The 14,536-nt window shown below is 58.5% G+C and carries 13 protein-coding genes and 1 tRNA gene; 4 read left to right on the top strand and 10 right to left on the bottom strand.

From position 1 onward, the window contains the following. Nucleotides 1-165: 165 nt before the first annotated feature. The 6 genes from FD02_RS00540 to FD02_RS00515 form a co-directional block, all read right to left on the bottom strand. Entirely contained in the window at nt 166-618 is a 453-nt protein-coding gene (locus FD02_RS00540) for a hypothetical protein (RefSeq protein WP_056949840.1), read from the bottom strand. A gap of 56 nt (nt 619-674) precedes the next feature. Beyond that, nucleotides 675-746: transfer RNA gene (locus FD02_RS00535), tRNA-Glu, on the bottom strand. 112 nt (nt 747-858) lie between these two features. Next, on the bottom strand, nt 859-1,767 hold the full coding sequence (locus tag FD02_RS00530) for a Gfo/Idh/MocA family protein (protein ID WP_054722203.1): 909 nt from the start codon (nt 1,765-1,767) through the stop codon (nt 859-861). A 100-nt stretch (nt 1,768-1,867) separates the two neighbouring features. Continuing rightward, the gene (locus FD02_RS00525; protein WP_056949839.1) at nt 1,868-3,208 is read right to left on the bottom strand and encodes a glucose-6-phosphate isomerase; all 1,341 of its coding nucleotides are present in this window, start codon (nt 3,206-3,208) and stop codon (nt 1,868-1,870) included. A gap of 81 nt (nt 3,209-3,289) precedes the next feature. Further along, entirely contained in the window at nt 3,290-4,141 is an 852-nt protein-coding gene (locus FD02_RS00520; RefSeq protein ID WP_054722201.1) for a GRP family sugar transporter, read from the bottom strand. Nucleotides 4,142-4,423: 282 nt separating this feature from the next. After that, complete coding sequence (locus FD02_RS00515; protein ID WP_054722196.1) at nt 4,424-5,044, bottom strand: VanZ family protein; 621 nt, start codon at nt 5,042-5,044, stop codon at nt 4,424-4,426. 204 nt (nt 5,045-5,248) lie between these two features. On the opposite strand from FD02_RS00515, the gene FD02_RS00510 reads away from it, so the two are divergent. Then, nucleotides 5,249-7,456 carry an LTA synthase family protein gene (locus FD02_RS00510; RefSeq protein ID WP_056949838.1) on the top strand — a complete coding sequence of 736 codons (2,208 nt, stop codon included), beginning with the start codon at nt 5,249-5,251 and terminating at the stop codon, nt 7,454-7,456. 34 nt (nt 7,457-7,490) lie between these two features. Here FD02_RS00510 and pbp4 read toward each other — a convergent pair whose 3' ends face one another. Further along, nucleotides 7,491-9,455, bottom strand: coding sequence for a penicillin-binding protein PBP4(5) (pbp4, locus tag FD02_RS00505; protein ID WP_056949837.1), 1,965 nt, complete (start codon nt 9,453-9,455; stop codon nt 7,491-7,493). Between the two features lie 124 nt (nt 9,456-9,579). Between pbp4 and FD02_RS00500 the strand changes: the two genes are divergently transcribed. Both FD02_RS00500 and FD02_RS00495 read left to right on the top strand, forming a co-directional pair. Continuing rightward, nucleotides 9,580-10,311 (top strand): hypothetical protein, encoded by a 732-nt coding sequence (locus FD02_RS00500; protein ID WP_054722193.1) that lies wholly within the window; start codon nt 9,580-9,582, stop codon nt 10,309-10,311. A 12-nt stretch (nt 10,312-10,323) separates the two neighbouring features. Then, on the top strand, nt 10,324-10,872 hold the full coding sequence (locus FD02_RS00495; RefSeq protein ID WP_054722191.1) for a hypothetical protein: 549 nt from the start codon (nt 10,324-10,326) through the stop codon (nt 10,870-10,872). A 58-nt stretch (nt 10,873-10,930) separates the two neighbouring features. On the opposite strand, the gene FD02_RS00490 is transcribed toward FD02_RS00495, so the two are convergent. Next, nucleotides 10,931-11,773: an aldo/keto reductase family protein gene (locus FD02_RS00490; protein ID WP_056949836.1), complete on the bottom strand. Its 843-nt coding sequence runs from the start codon at nt 11,771-11,773 to the stop codon at nt 10,931-10,933. Nucleotides 11,774-11,866: 93 nt separating this feature from the next. On the opposite strand from FD02_RS00490, the gene FD02_RS00485 reads away from it, so the two are divergent. Further along, nucleotides 11,867-12,331 carry a GNAT family N-acetyltransferase gene (locus FD02_RS00485; protein ID WP_054722189.1) on the top strand — a complete coding sequence of 155 codons (465 nt, stop codon included), beginning with the start codon at nt 11,867-11,869 and terminating at the stop codon, nt 12,329-12,331. A gap of 24 nt (nt 12,332-12,355) precedes the next feature. On the opposite strand, the gene FD02_RS00480 is transcribed toward FD02_RS00485, so the two are convergent. Both FD02_RS00480 and FD02_RS00475 read right to left on the bottom strand, forming a co-directional pair. Continuing rightward, nucleotides 12,356-13,819 carry a sensor histidine kinase gene (locus FD02_RS00480; RefSeq protein ID WP_056949835.1) on the bottom strand — a complete coding sequence of 488 codons (1,464 nt, stop codon included), beginning with the start codon at nt 13,817-13,819 and terminating at the stop codon, nt 12,356-12,358. Beyond that, nucleotides 13,816-14,532: a response regulator transcription factor gene (locus FD02_RS00475; RefSeq protein WP_056949834.1), complete on the bottom strand. Its 717-nt coding sequence runs from the start codon at nt 14,530-14,532 to the stop codon at nt 13,816-13,818. The genes FD02_RS00480 and FD02_RS00475 overlap by 4 nt, the downstream gene beginning before the upstream one ends. Nucleotides 14,533-14,536 lie beyond the last annotated feature (4 nt).

The following is a 14,536-nucleotide window of genomic DNA, read 5'->3' as shown; positions in this document are numbered from 1 at the left end:
CTCAATCAGCCTGCTTGCCCTGATCAGCTTTGCTTTAATGTTTATCGCAATGTGGTCTCGCGCAACCATGATGACCGGACGTCAACACGACGTCAAACACATTCGCCAGTAATGACTTACTGACGACAAAGGGACGCTCGCCAACCGGCAAGCGTCCCTTTTTTTTTACACGATTGGCCGCACCCACGCGGCCCCGGCAGACTCCTGCGTAAACCCGGCCGCCGCGACTTGGTCTGTCCACTCAGCCGGCGGCGTCACCACCAGGCGGCTGACGTACCACTGGTGCGCAAACGCGATGGCAGCAGCGACCACCTCAGCCCGATTGGCCGCGGTGTTCACATGCGGTCGCAGCGCCATGGTTTCAATGGTCGCGGCGTTTTCCACTTGATCTACGCGCAACGTCACACAGCCCACGACGGCGCGCCCTTGCAACAACAAATATGAATGCGCCGGCAACTGTAATGCTGCCTCAAACGCTGCACTGCTGGTTGCCTGGCCTAGCAGGCGGTGCCGCGTGCCCCAGGGTTGCCGACGCAGAACTGTCGCCTGGCTGGCGCGAATCACGCGCCGCCACGCTGCTTGGTCCCCGGCAGAAAGAGCTGTCATCGCTAACGTCACCAAAATCGCCTCCAGAAAATAAAAAAGCCACCGCAATCGGTTCGCGGTGGCTGTGATCACCCGTACGGGAGTCGAACCCGTGATTCTTGGCTGAGAACCAAGCGTCTTAACCACTTGACCAACGGGCAATGGCATTCATGAGCACGCTAAATATATTACCGAAGATTACCGAGACTGTCAACCGTTTCCGCAGGAGAAACTCGCTTCAAGGCAATATTCTTCGCCGCGCCTCACCAATGCCTAGAATTGACTGGCCATTTCCGCCAGCAGCTGATGCGTCAGCCGACTCGTGTCCGGCGCCACGGGATTGGCAGAACCCGTTTCCACGGCATCCAAAAACGCGGAGACCATCGGCTTAAAGCCGCGCGTCGTCAGCATTTGCGCCCAGTCCGGCGGGGTACTTTGCGTGGCCCCGGTATCTTGGTAGGTCGTGGCTTGACTCAGGTTTTGCACGCGGTACAAGCCGCTTGGCGTGGCGATGGTCGTTTCTTCGAAGTTGGCCCCGGCCACGAGGTTCAAGCTCGCGCTGGCGCGAATCCCCGGTGCGGTGAATTCGACGCTGGCCTGCTCGACGTCGTGTTGGTCATTCGTGTGCACGGCAAAGCGCGCATTCGGCGACTCCGGGAACCCCGCCAGCGCCAGCGCCGTGTCCAACGGGTGAATCAGCTCGTCAAAAATTGCCTGCTTAGCCGGCAGCGGCTTGTTCACCCGCGTCTTCATCACCGTGATCATTTGCTTATCAGGCAAGGCCAACAGCGGTTGGTAAGCCGGCACGAAGCGGCGGTTGAAGCCCACGGTCAACATCACCTTGTACTGCGCCGCCAACATGTAGAGCTCCGTCACCTTGGCCATGTCCGTCGCCAACGGCTTGTCGACAAACACGTGCAACCCGTGCGTCAAGAAGTGCTTCACCAGCTCGTAATGCGCCGGCGTGGCCGCGTGAATCATCACCGCGTCCAACTCCAAGCGGTCCATATCGGCCAGATCCGTCCCCGCGGCGGCCAGCCCGAACCGATTCGACGCCGCCGTCAGCTTGTTGAGGTCCCGACTCATCAGATACCAGCGCGCCCGGTCTTGGAGTTGGGTGTATACCGGCAAGTAAGCCTTTTGGGCAATTTTGCCGATACCAATAACACCAATATTTAACATATCTCATCCTCCACTTATACGTTCACGCTATCACATGACCCCGCCGTCGTCAAAACCAAATCAAAACGCCGCCACCACAAGGGTCGCGACGTTAGTTAACTTACAGGCGAGCATTCAATTCCTTGGTCATTTCTTCATAACCTGGGCGGCCTAACAAGGCAAACATGTTGCGCTTGTAGCTTTCGACCCCTGGCTGGTTGAACGGGTTGATCCCGTTCAGGTAACCGGAGATGGCCACGGCAGCTTCGAAGAAGTAAATCAGGTAACCAAGCGTGTAAGCATCTTGCTTAGGAATCGACACGGTCATCACTGGCACGCCGCCGTCCAAGTGGGCCAACACAACGCCTTCGTAGGCCTTGCGGTTGACTTCGGACATCTTGCGGTTTTCCAGGTAGGCCAAGCCGTCTTGGGAACCGGCTTCGACCGGAATGGTCAAGTCGTGGTTCGGCTGTTCCACCCAGACGACCGTTTCCATCAAGTTGCGCAGGCCTTCTTGGATGTACTGACCCAGCGAGTGCAAGTCCGTCGAGAAGTTGGCGCTACTTGGGTAGATGCCCTTCTCGTCTTTACCTTCGGATTCGCCCATCAGCTGCTTCCACCATTCGGACAGGTATTGCAGCGTTGGCTCGTAGTTTTCCAGCAATTCAGTGGTGTAGCCCTTGCGGTACAAAATGTTCCGGTAAGCCGCATACTGATACGCTTCGTTCTTGCTGAGGTCGGCGTCGCTGTATTCGCTGCGTGCGTCGGCCGCACCATGCATCAATTCATCGATGTCGCCACCGGCCACGGCAATTGGGAGCAAGCCAACCGCGGACAAGACGGAGTAACGGCCGCCGATGTCATCCGGCACGACGAATTCTTCGTAGCCTTGCGCATCGGATTCAGTCTTCAAGGCTCCCTTTGCGCGGTCGGTCGTCGCGTAGATGCGACCCTTGGCCCCAGCTTCGCCATACTTGGCAATCAGCTTGGCCTTCAGGATCCGGAAGGCGATGGAAGGTTCCGTCGTCGTCCCGGACTTACTGATGACGTTCAGGGAGAAGTCGCGGTCGCCAATCATGTCGATCAAGTCGGCCAGGTAGGAACCGGAAATGGAGTTCCCGGCAAAGTAGACCTCTGGCAGCTTCCGGCCTGGTTCGTAGTTGCGGAAGGTGTGGGACAAGAAGTCCACCGCCATGCGCGCACCCAGGTATGAACCGCCGATGCCGATAGCGACGAAGACTTCGGAATCGCTTTGGATCTTCTTGGCCGCAGCCTTGATCCGAGCGAACTCGTCCTTGTCGTAATCAACCGGCAAATCGATGAAGCCGCGGAAGTCGTTCCCGGCCCCGGTGCCTTCGCGCAGTTCAGTATCAGCAGCAGTGACCAACGCCTGCATCTGGCCAAGCTCGTTGTCGTGCACGAACTTGCTCAACTTCGATGAATCAAACTTGATATGAGCCATTATTATGGTTTCCTCCTAAATGGTAGACACGTCTTACAGGTTAAACTTTAAGCATTCGGCTGTGAAAATGCAAGCAATCCCCTACTTCATCACACCGAGCACGACGCCGCCGGCAATAATCAGCAACGACCCCCAGGTGACCCAGGTCATTTCCTTGTGGGTCTTGCGCTCACCCAACAAGAAGATGGACCCAAACGTCGAAATCACGATGCCCATTTGCGACATGGAAAACGCGATGGCCAAGCCGACGGAACTCATCGCCATCAGCATGAAGACATTCCCAGTCCCCCATACCAAGCCGGTGATGACGTTCAACGCGGTTTCGCGGTTGATCGCGTCGTGGCCGATGGAGAACAGCAACGCGCCGATGACCATCCCCACCGCCTGCGGTAACACGACGGCTTGCGCGCCGAGGTGACCGGCGTTGACGACGATGGTGTAGCCGGCGTAACCCGCCGTGGACACCAGCAACGTGCGGATCCCTTGCGCGTATTGTTGGTTGCCCGAGGCTTCGCCGGTACTTTCCTTACGGGAGGTCAATACCGCGCCGAGTACCAATAGCACCAGTGCGGTCAAGCCTAAGCCCACCTGCTGGCCATTTTGCCATTCGTGGAAGAGCAAGGCGCCGGCCAACGTGTTGGCGACTAACTGCATGCCCGTCGACATCGGCACGGTCATCGACACGCCAATATATTTCATGGCCTGGAATTGTTGGCTTTGGCCCAACGCCCAAAACAGGCCGGACAGGATGCCCAACAGCCAGACCTTGGTGGACAAGGTCGGTTGCAGGAACAGCCAGGTGCCGATGCCAAACACCAAGGCACCAAAGGTCATCCCGAGCGTTTGTTGATAAGCATTGCCGCCTAGTTTGCCACTCACTAAGCCGATTGAACCCCATGCCAAGGCAGGGATGAGTGCGATGATGATTGCCATTGGTGAACCCTCTTTTCGTTGATTAATCGTTTAATTTACAGGAACTTGTAAAAAGCCACAAGTATTTAGTCTATCGGTTCAGCGTTTTCAAATCAACCCCACCGGTGCGCAGGGCGGGTTGTGAAACCGAATACTGAAACCGATGCCAGTTGTTGTGAAAAAATAGGCAATGCCGGCTTCAATGAATTTTCATGGCATCGCCACCAAGAAAAATTTTCAGCAAAAAAAATTCGTTCACCCAGTCCCGGATGAACGAAGCATTGCTGGTTTTCACAAAATTAGCTAAGCGTGAAAATGTTTCTGAAAATGACGGGTCACTTGGAAGCAGCCATACCCGACCATCGCCCCCACCGTGTTAAAGATCACGTCGTCGATGTCCGCCACGCCGCTCCACAACAGAAACTGCAGGGCCTCGATCAAAAGCGAAAACGCCGCACCGCGCACCGCCACACCGAGCAGTCGGTACGGCCGCCGCGCCAGGCGCTGAATCCCCCAGCCAAACGGCACGAACCACAAGATATTGCCCAGCGACTGGTACCAAAAATCAAACCGCGTCGCGCCGAACCACAGCTTGCCTGTTTCGACCAGCGGCACCCAATTCACCGCCGCTAGATTACGGTGCCAATACCAAGTCAGCTGCCACGGCCAATAAGTCTGGCGGAACACGGTGAGGTTCAACAGCAACATCAAGTAGCCGGCAAACCCCGCCACCTTCCACTCGTGGCGCCAGTGCCACGGCTGGCGACGCAGACGACCCCACACCGCGCGCAGCACCATGAACACAAATAGGTAGAAAAGCATCTTGTCGACGCTAAAAAACACCAGCCGCACCAGCGGAAAGTGGTTGATGCGCGTGGCAAAGTGGGCAGCGACGAAGCGGTAAAGCGGGCCTAACAGCAGCATGGGTGTTCCTCCTGTGGATATTGTATCAATTCACTGGCCGGAACACGTCGCCGAATTTAGCCAAATGGGCAATCTTTAGTAATTCTTTCCGGGTCCATTCGTCGCACAACTTAGGCATTCGCGCCGGCTAGGCCGGTGAGGCAGTTTGCCCGCGGGTGCTTTGCACGGTACAATGGGCGAGATAAGAATCATGGGAGGTTCGGTGTGAAAGAGTTTATCCACCGGGTCCGGACCACGCGCCTCGGCTTTTTGGCCGTGTTGTTACTGCTGCTGTGGGCCAAGACCCTGTTTGCCTATTTTTATGATTTTTCACTTGGCCTCGACGGCGGGCTGCAATGGTTCATCGCCATTATTAACCCGCTCGGCACCAGCGCGTTTTTGTTGAGCCTGGCCCTGTATGTGCGCAAACCCGGCCGCGCTTATTTCGTTGGCTTGTTGGTGTATGTCTTGCTCGGCGTCTTGTTGCTGTCGAACGTGCTGTACTACCGGGAACTGTCGGACTTCTTGACCGTGACGACGATTTTCAACGTCGGCAAGATCTCCACCGGCCTCGGCGCCAGCTCGTTTAACACCTTGATGTGGCATGACCTGGCCTACTTCTTTGACTGGATCATCATCGTCGCCGCCTACCTCGGTTACGGCGTGGCGAACATCTGGCGTTTCTTGAACAAGCAACCGCTGCGGTGGCCGCATTTTGGCTTTATCATCGACCGGCGGCCACCGAGTTACCATTTTCCCCAAGCCGTCAGCGTCGTGGCCGCCACCACCTTTGCGGCGACCATTGCCGTCAGCGAGTTCAAGCAGCCCCAGTTGTTGACCCGGACCTTTGACCGCACCTACATCGTGAAGTACCTCGGCTTGACCCCATTCACCGTGTACGACGGCGTCAAGGCCGCGCAAACCAACACCGTGCGCTCTAGCGCCGACAGCAGCGATGCCGCCAAGGTGCGCGCCTACACGCAGGCCCACTACGCCGCGCCGAATCCCGAGTACTTCGGGGAAGCCAAGGGTAAAAACGTCATCATCATTCACCTGGAAAGCTTCCAGCAGTTTCTGATTGGCTTGAAGATTAAGGGCAAGGAAGTCACGCCGTTTTTAAACAGCCTGATTAAACAAGACGACACCTTGAGCTACGACAACTTCTTCCACGAAGTCGGGCAAGGCCGCACCAGCGACGCGGAAAATATGTTGGAAACCAGCACCTTCGGCCTCGCGACCGGCTCGCTGTTTTCTTCTTTGGGCACGGATAACACCTTCCAAGCCGCCCCGGCGATTTTGAACCAAACCGACCACTACACCACGGCGGTATTCCATGGCGGCTCCGGCGGGTTCTGGAACCGCGAGCAAACCTACAAGTCGATGGGCTATCAATACTTCTTCGACGGCAACTACTACGACCAAGACGGCGCAGCCCAGACGCAATACGGCATCAAGGATAAGTTGATGTTTGCCGAAAGCGCCAAGTACCTCGAGCGCCTGCAGCAGCCGTTTTACGCCAAGGTCATCACCACCACCAACCACTACCCGTACTACATCAGTGCCACCGACTCCGATTTTCCCGACGCCGGGACCAAGGACCCATACGTGAATGGTTACTTCAAAACCGCGCACTACCTCGATCAATCGCTGAAGGAATTCTTCGCCTACCTGAAGGCCTCGGGGCTTGAGCAGCATTCGCTGGTGGTCTTGTACGGCGACCACTATGGCATCAGTAACGACCGCGCCTCAACGCTTGGCCCGCTGGTGGGGCTAGACAGCGACAACTGGACCGATTACGACAACGCCAAGCTCCAGCGCGTCCCGTTGATTTTGCACATGCCGGGCTTAAAAGGCGGCGTTCGGCATACCTATGGCGGCGAAATCGACGTGCTGCCGACCTTGCTGCATCTGCTGGGCGTCAACACGGGGAAGTACATGCAATTTGGGACCGACCTGCTGTCGGCGCAACACAACCAAGTCGTCGCCTTCCGCAACCACAACTTCGTGACGCCGAAGTATACCGTCGTCGGCGACAGCATCTACAGCAATGCCACCGGCGAGCTGGTCACCGTACCAGCGGCGACCCAACAGAAGCTGAAGCAGGACCAAGCCGCCGTCGACGAGAAACTCGCTATGTCGGATCTGCTCAACGAGAAAAACCTGTTGCGCTTCTACGTCCCCGACGGCTTTACACCGATTGACCCGCGCCAATACGACTACACCAAGAGCCTGCGTAGCGTGTTGACGGTGGCCAAGGACCTCGGCAAGGCCTCGACCTCGCTGTACAGCGAACACGGCAATCACTCGACCACCGGCTTGTACCGCACCGACGCGCCAGAGGTGCAAACCGACACCAGCGTCATCACCAAGTTCCCGAGCACCACGAACCCCACGAAAAAGGCGACGACAAGTAGCTCATTCAGCACCAATTAAAAACTCACCGGCATCTGCCGGTGAGTTTTTTGGTTCAATAAAGGCTGGCCAGATAAGGTTTTAACGCGGTTACCACCGCGTCGCTGCCGGCATTTTCCAGCATGGCGACGGTGAGGTAGGTGTTATGATCGGCGTCCATTGCCACCAGAAAGCCGTTGGTCTTGCCGGCGGTGTCTTGTTGTTGCTTGAGCTCGGCTGTGCCGGTTTTGGCCGCGATGGTGTGGCCGGCCAGCTGCAACCCATGGGCGGTGCCAGCCGCGTCGCTCACAACATGAGTCAGCGCCGTTTTCACCGCGTTGGCGGCGCTGGCCTTCAACACAGCCGTGCGCTTGCCGGCTTGCCCGGCGATCAGCGTTGGCTGTTGCAGCGTGCCGGCATTGGCGATGGCGCTATACAACGCGGCTTGTTGAATCGGCGACAACAGCAGCTGGCCTTGGCCATAGGCGGTGTCGGCCAGCAACGTGGCGCTGGCCAGTTTGCCAGAATTCGACAGCTGCGCCGCCTTCATCGTCAGCGGCAGGTCTGCTTTGGTGGCAAAAAACGGGGCGAGCCCCTTCAGGTACGCGGCTTGACCCATTTGTAGCGCCACCTGGGCGAACCAGATGTTATCCGAGTTCACCAGCGCCTGGGTCATGTTTTCGCGGCCGGCGGCAACGGTGCGGGTGACAAAATACTTGCCCCAACTTTCATTCGGCTGCCACTTCAACCCGCTGATGGTCTTCGTGGTTGCCGTGGTGATGGTGCCGTTGGCCAACGCAATCCCCGCCGTCAGCAGCTTAAACGTCGAGCCCGGCGCATAACGTTGCGTGAAGCGACTGACAAACGGTAGCTGCGCATTCTTGGCGTAGCGATTGTAGTCGGCCTGGCTGATGCCGGTGACAAAGGCGTTGGGATCGTAGCTCGGCGAGCTGACCAAGGTCAACAACTCCCCGGTTTTCGGTGCCATCGTGACGACGCTGCCGGGTTTACCGGCGAGACGCTGATACGCGGCCCGCTGCGCGGTGGCCGCAATCGTCAGGTGCAAATCGGTACCGTCTGCCGCGTCTTTGGCCAACAACAGGTGCTGGTGCTTGCCGGTGACGATGGTGAGCTTGCCGCCGGTTTGACCGCGCAGCTGGCGATCGTAGCGGCGCTCCAGCCCAGCCTTGCCCACCACGCTAGCGGCGGTTAAGGCCGGATTGGCCTTGATGTCTGCGGCTGTCGCGGGACCGACATAGCCGATCAGTTGCGCCGCCGCGGCACCGAGCGGATAGGTCCGCGCATCCTTAGCTTGGTACGCCGCGCCAGGCAACACGGTCGGCGCCTTCACCACCTTCACCGGTACGAAGGTGTCTTTGGTCACCCAGGATTGCCCCAGCAATTGCTTCAGCGCAGCCACTGTCGTCGACCAGGCCTTGGCGATGGCGGTGAGCCGCGCCGTTTGCGTGGTGCCGGTGCCAAGGCTGCGCGGCACCAACCCGGCCTCTGTCACCGTGCCGTTTTTCGCCAGCGGTTCGTTGTCGCGATCGAAAATCTGACCGCGCACCGCCGGCGTCACCGTGAGCTGCAGGGTCGACTGGCGCTGCATCGCCGGCAGCAATAACTTGGTGGTCCAGCGTACGCGCCAGTGGCCCTTGGTGCGCTGGATGGTGGCCAGGTAATGCTGCGCCGGCAGTTGACCAAGTACCGTGCGCATCCGCGCCGTGAAGCGCAACCGGTACACGCGAGCGGATTGCCGCGTCGTGGTCAGCCGGCTAATGTTAATATGGCTGGCCCCAAGCCGGGCGAACACCGCCTGGTTGCGGGCAATCAAGGTCTTCGCCGTGTAGCCTTGGGTCGGCGTCACCACCTTGGCCATTTTGGCGTAGTCGCGCTGGGCAAACGCCTTGGTGTACCGGGTGGCGACGGCTTGCACCGCCTGGGCAGCCTGGTGGCGTTGCCACCACACCGTGGTGCCGACCCCGCCACCAAGCACGAGCACCACTGCGCCGCCAATCAACCACAACTGTTTTTTCTGCATGTTCTCCCCTTCTGTGTCACCGTCAAAGTTGCCTTTTATTTTACGCGTTGGCGCGTGAAATTTCCCGCGATATTCATACAAAGTTCAAACGTCGCGCCTATACTTCAGATAACGAGGTGACACCATGAGGTTTGTCGAACGCGCGCTGAATGCGCTTTGGTATCACCGGCGCGCGTATGCTGTGCTGGTGATTCTCGTTGGCGGCGTGGCCGCTGGCGCTATCTTACTCGCGACTGCCACGATGATGAACCAAGTCAATCTGGCTGGGTTCTTGCACCGCATCGCGGGATTAAATCACACTGCCGGGCGGCCCTTGCAGCGCATCGTCACGCAGGCCTACCACACCATCGGTAGCCATTATACCTTGGCTTGGTGGGCGTGCATGGGGAGCTTGGTGCTGATCGGCGTGGGCTTTGCGCTGCTGCAACGCAAGCGTCGGCGCACGGAAATCACCGCTTACCTGGTCATGGGCAAATCCGGCTGGAACATCGCCGCGCAAGCCGCCTGCGAAGCCTTGATTGCCTTTACGCTGGGATTTTGGCTGGTCGTCGCGGGCCTGGCCGTGATCAGCGCCGGGGTCACCGATTGGCTGCAGGGCCTTAACCATCAGCTGATGGACGCGACGCTGCGCAGTCAGGTATCGGCCGGCACGGTGGCGAAAATTATGCAGAAACTGTTTGCCCACAAGGTGACCGAATTTAACGGCACCGGCTTAATGTTGCCGCACCCCGACCAGCCACCGCGCCTGTTAGCCGGTGTGTGGCGCACCTACTTCGTCGGCGCAGGTGCCATGATGCTGAGTATCGGGGCCGCAGCCGGAATCGGTGCCTGGCGCACCCGGCGCACGATACGCTAGAAAGGAGTGGCCATGCCATCACGTCAGCTGCAACTTCAATTCATCACCCAAGTGCACCAAGTGTTTCCACCGGCGCACATCACGTTTGTGCACGCCACGCCTGAACTGGCGGCGGCCACGATGCGCGAGTATCAGCAGGTGTGCCACCGGCAAGGGGCCGCCCGATTGTTTGCGGCCATCGGGTTGCCGGCTCCGGCGGTCGTGCCTTACCTAAGTGTGCGCAGCAACCTCTTGTTAAATGGCGAGAAGGTGCCGTTTCACGTCTTGCCCAAGGCGTTTCGCGAGGATTTGGACTTCCTTAACCGCCCCGCCGTCGCCTTGACTACCGAGCAGAGCCTGTATGTGCAGCTTTTTCGCGCCATACTCGGTGGCCGCCAGCTCATCGTGATGGGCGATTTCCCCGCGACGATGGCGGTCCAGGCGGTGCGCGCCTTCATCACGCTGGCCCAAACGGCGCTGCGGCAAACCACCAGCAGCCTGGTCGTCTTCACCCAAGACGAGACGTTACTGGCCGCCAACGCCCAACACCAGCTGGCCACCCCGCCGGTGCTGTCCGCCTGACGACACCAAAACGCGGATAAATCGAAAGCCGATTCATCCGCGTTTTTCGTGGTGCTGATTAATAGACGTTGTGATCTTCGCCAGGCGCCGTATCGGTCAGCCCATCGAGGGTGACCATGTCGTCGGCAGTCAGCGTGAAGTCCAGTTGCGCGTTGGCTTGAATATGCGCCGGGCTGGTCGCCTTAGGCAGCGGCAACACCTGATTTTGCAGGCAGTAGCGAATCGCCACCTGAGCGACGCTGACGTGATGCGCGTCGGCGATGGCCTGGACCGCCGGATTGTTCAACAAGAACCCAGTGGCCAATGGTGAAAAGCCTTCGACCAGCATCCCCGCCTTGCGCGCCGCGGAGACGATGGCGTCTTCGGTAAAGCCAATGTAATACTGCAACTGCAAGGCCATCGGGGCGATGCGGGCGTGGTCGACGACGTCAGTCAAGTCGCGCACGTTGAAGTTAGAGATGCCGATGGCGCGGACCTTCCCAGATTCGTAAATATCCTCCATGGCGCGCCACACCTCGCGATTTTGCTTGCGGTAATCGGCGCCAAGCTCTGCCCATGGCCACGGGGCGTGAATCAGGTACATGTCGATGTAGCCCAGGTCCAAGTTGGTCATGCTTTCGTGAAAGGCTGCCATGGCCGCGTCATAATCCTTGGCGTGGGCCGGGAGCTTCGAGGTGACAAAGACCTGGTCGCGCGGCAAGCCGGAAGCTCGCACGGCCGCGCCGACACTCGCTTCGTTTTTGTACTGCCAAGCCGTGTCGATATGGCGATAACCCGCTTCAAGCGCCGCAGTGACCGCGGCTTGGGCCGTTTCTCCTGCCGGGATTTGCCAGGTGCCAAACCCGACCTGCGGAATTGCCACGCCGTTAGGGAGTTGCCATGTTTCAGTTAATGCTGTCATGATCCTTGCCTTCTTCCGTAAACTATTGATTATTATACCACCGCCGTTTGGCCGCGAATGTGCGATAATCGAAGGAAACCTCAGGAGGCCATCATGATTCGACCGATTCAACCCACCGACGACGCGCCGCTGGCCGCGATTATTCGCGCCAGCCTCACCGCCGCTAATCTCGCGCTACCGGGCACGGCCTTTGCCGACCCGCAACTCGATCACCTCAGTACGTTTTATGCCCAGCCTGGGCGCGGCTATTTTGTCGCCGTGGCCCACGGCAAAGTGCTGGGCGGTGCCGGCTTTGGCGAGTACGCTGGAACCACCGCCGAGCTGCAAAAACTGTACCTCACTCCGGCCGCCCGCGGCCAGGGGTTGGGCCGGGCGTTGTTGGCTCGCGCCGAGGCCGAAGCCAAGCTTGCCGGCTATACTAAGCTCTACCTCGAAAGTCACCACCGGTTGACCGCGGCGTTGCACCTGTATGCCGCTAGCGGCTACACCTTGTTGGCCGAGCCGCTGCGGCCCGGCCCCCACCAGTTGATGGACCGCTGGGCAATCAAGCCACTATAAAAAGCCGCGACCGAGTCGCGGCTTTTATTTGGCCGTATGGGTAATGGGCGCCTGGCTCGGTGCCGTTGCTTCATCCGGAAAAGTGAGCGTAAACGTGGTGCCTTGCCCGAGCTCGGAAGTCACGTCGATGGTGCCGCCATGCAACGTGACGAGTTGATGGACGATGGCCAAGCCAAGCCCTGACTCGCCGTACTTCGTGTTTTTCCGCGACGGGTCAGCCTTGTAGTACCGCTCCCAAATGTTTTTCAGCTGGTCGGCGCTCATGCCGATGCCGGTGTCGCTGACGCTGAGTTCGGTTTGGTGGTAGCCGGCCTTGGCGGTGATTGTGATCTCGCCATGGTCGGTGAATTGAATCGCGTTTTGAATGATGTTAAACATCACCTGCACGAAGCGGTCGTGATCGGCGTATACCATCACCGTATCCGGGGCCTGCACCGTCAATGTGTCGCCGGCGGATTCGGCTTTTTGGTGCAGCTGGGTGGCGATCCCTTGTAGCGCCGTGGCGGCGGAGAAGGTGCGCTTGTTCAGCGCGATTTGGTTGGTGCGAATCTTTTCGTAGTCCAAGTTCTCATTGACCAGGCGAATCAAGCGCTTGGTTTCGTTGCGCATCAAGGTGATGGATTCGCCCTTGCTTTCCTCGGGAATCGCGTCATACGCCAGCCCCTCCAGCAAGCCGTTGATGGTGGTCAGCGGCGTGCGCATCTCGTGGGCGGCGTCGGCCATAAACTGGCGCCGGCGCTCCTCTTGGCGGTGAATCTCGGCTTGACTGGCGCGCAGCGAGCCGACCATGTCTTGAAAATCGTTCGCCAAGGCCGCCACTTCGTCGTGGGCCTTCGTCGGAAACGCCACGTCGACGTCATAGTCGCCTTCCGCCACCTGGTGGGTCGCCGCGCGCAGGCGGTTGATGCGGTTGACCTGAAAGCGCGCGAGGAAGTAACTCACCACCACCGCCGCTAACATGGAGAAGAAAAAGGCAATCAATAAGTTGTGCTCGGTTTTATTAATAGCGCTTTGAATGTTGTCCACCGGCGCAAAGGCGGCAATGACAAACAAGAGCTTGCCTGACAAGAACACCGGCTTGTAGTAAATCACCAGGCTTTGTTGCTTGCCGGTTTGCGGATTGGTCGTCAGCTCCGGCAGCGCCACGGCGGTGCCTTTTTTCAATTGGCGCCAGTACTTGGTGGCAATTGGCCGCGTGCCTTGCGCCATTTGCGGGTAGCGCGCCTGGTTGGTGGCGTCGTAAATCATGAAGCGGGTGTGCTGCTTGGCCAGAATTTCCTCGCTGTTTTGGATGAACTGCGCGTTGATCATATAGGTGTTCTGATCGACGGCGCGCTGGGTCAAAACGTCGGTGTATTCCTCAAGCTGGTCGAAGCTGTTATCCCACACCGTATTGCTGGTGGAGCGCACCATCAAAATGCCAAAAATCGCCAGCGTAATGGCGATGACGCCGAAAAACGCCAGCATTTGTTGATAGAGTAATTTCATGAATCAAGGCCCGAATCATCGAATTTGTAGCCGACGCCCCACACCGTTTGAATAATCTGGGGGCCGACCTTCTCGATTTTCTGCCGCAGCTTCTTAATGTGGGCGTCGACGGTGCGCTCGTCGCCGTAATATTCATAATCCCACACCAGCTGCAACAGTTGCTCGCGGGAAAACACCTGCTTGGGCTTGTTGGCCAAGGTGTGCAGCAGGTCGAATTCCTTCGGCGTCAGGTTCTCGATTGGCTGGTCGTCGAGAAAGGCCTCACGGGTCTTCGTGCTGAGCTTAAAGTGCCGCGTCACCACGTCAAAATTGCCGACGCCTTGGTCAGCTTCTGCCTCTGGCTCGACTTCCGCCCGCCGGTGCAACGCCTTGATGCGCGCCACCAATGTGATTGGGGAAAATGGCTTGGTGACGTAATCGTCGGCGCCGAGTTCCAGCCCCAACACTTGGTCGCTTTCCGAATCCCGCGCCGTCAGCATGATCAACGGCACCGTGGCGCTGACCTTGCGGATTTCCTGCGCCACCTGCATGCCGTCCATCTTCGGCAGGTTCAAGTCCAACGTGATGATGTCAAAGCTGTCCGGCGCCGCCTTGAAGGTCGCCAGCCCCGCTTCGCCGTCATAGGCGTTGACCACGTCCCATTGTTCCTTCTTAAAAAACATGTCCATCATCTGGGACACGCTCTCGTTGTCTTCAATCATCAAAATCTTCATCTAT

It is taken from the genome of Lacticaseibacillus nasuensis JCM 17158 (genome assembly GCF_001434705.1).
Taxonomy (GTDB): Bacteria; Bacillota; Bacilli; order Lactobacillales; family Lactobacillaceae; genus Lacticaseibacillus; species Lacticaseibacillus nasuensis.
Note: the sequence above shows the minus strand (reverse complement) of the source record. Positions and strands in the feature narration are given on the sequence as shown.

What these genes read in the sequence shown, in the direction of transcription:
- FD02_RS00530 (WP_054722203.1), bottom strand. Translation starts at nt 1,767, where the DNA reads ATGTTAAATATTGGTGTTATTGGTATCGGCAAAATTGCCCAAAAGGCT.
- FD02_RS00525 (WP_056949839.1), bottom strand. Translation starts at nt 3,208, where the DNA reads ATGGCTCATATCAAGTTTGATTCATCGAAGTTGAGCAAGTTCGTGCAC.
- FD02_RS00520 (WP_054722201.1), bottom strand. Translation starts at nt 4,141, where the DNA reads ATGGCAATCATCATCGCACTCATCCCTGCCTTGGCATGGGGTTCAATC.
- FD02_RS00515 (WP_054722196.1), bottom strand. Translation starts at nt 5,044, where the DNA reads ATGCTGCTGTTAGGCCCGCTTTACCGCTTCGTCGCTGCCCACTTTGCC.
- pbp4 (WP_056949837.1), bottom strand. Translation starts at nt 9,455, where the DNA reads ATGCAGAAAAAACAGTTGTGGTTGATTGGCGGCGCAGTGGTGCTCGTG.
- FD02_RS00500 (WP_054722193.1), top strand. Translation starts at nt 9,580, where the DNA reads ATGAGGTTTGTCGAACGCGCGCTGAATGCGCTTTGGTATCACCGGCGC.
- FD02_RS00495 (WP_054722191.1), top strand. Translation starts at nt 10,324, where the DNA reads ATGCCATCACGTCAGCTGCAACTTCAATTCATCACCCAAGTGCACCAA.
- FD02_RS00490 (WP_056949836.1), bottom strand. Translation starts at nt 11,773, where the DNA reads ATGACAGCATTAACTGAAACATGGCAACTCCCTAACGGCGTGGCAATT.
- FD02_RS00485 (WP_054722189.1), top strand. Translation starts at nt 11,867, where the DNA reads ATGATTCGACCGATTCAACCCACCGACGACGCGCCGCTGGCCGCGATT.
- FD02_RS00480 (WP_056949835.1), bottom strand. Translation starts at nt 13,819, where the DNA reads ATGAAATTACTCTATCAACAAATGCTGGCGTTTTTCGGCGTCATCGCC.
- FD02_RS00475 (WP_056949834.1), bottom strand. Translation starts at nt 14,532, where the DNA reads ATGAAGATTTTGATGATTGAAGACAACGAGAGCGTGTCCCAGATGATG.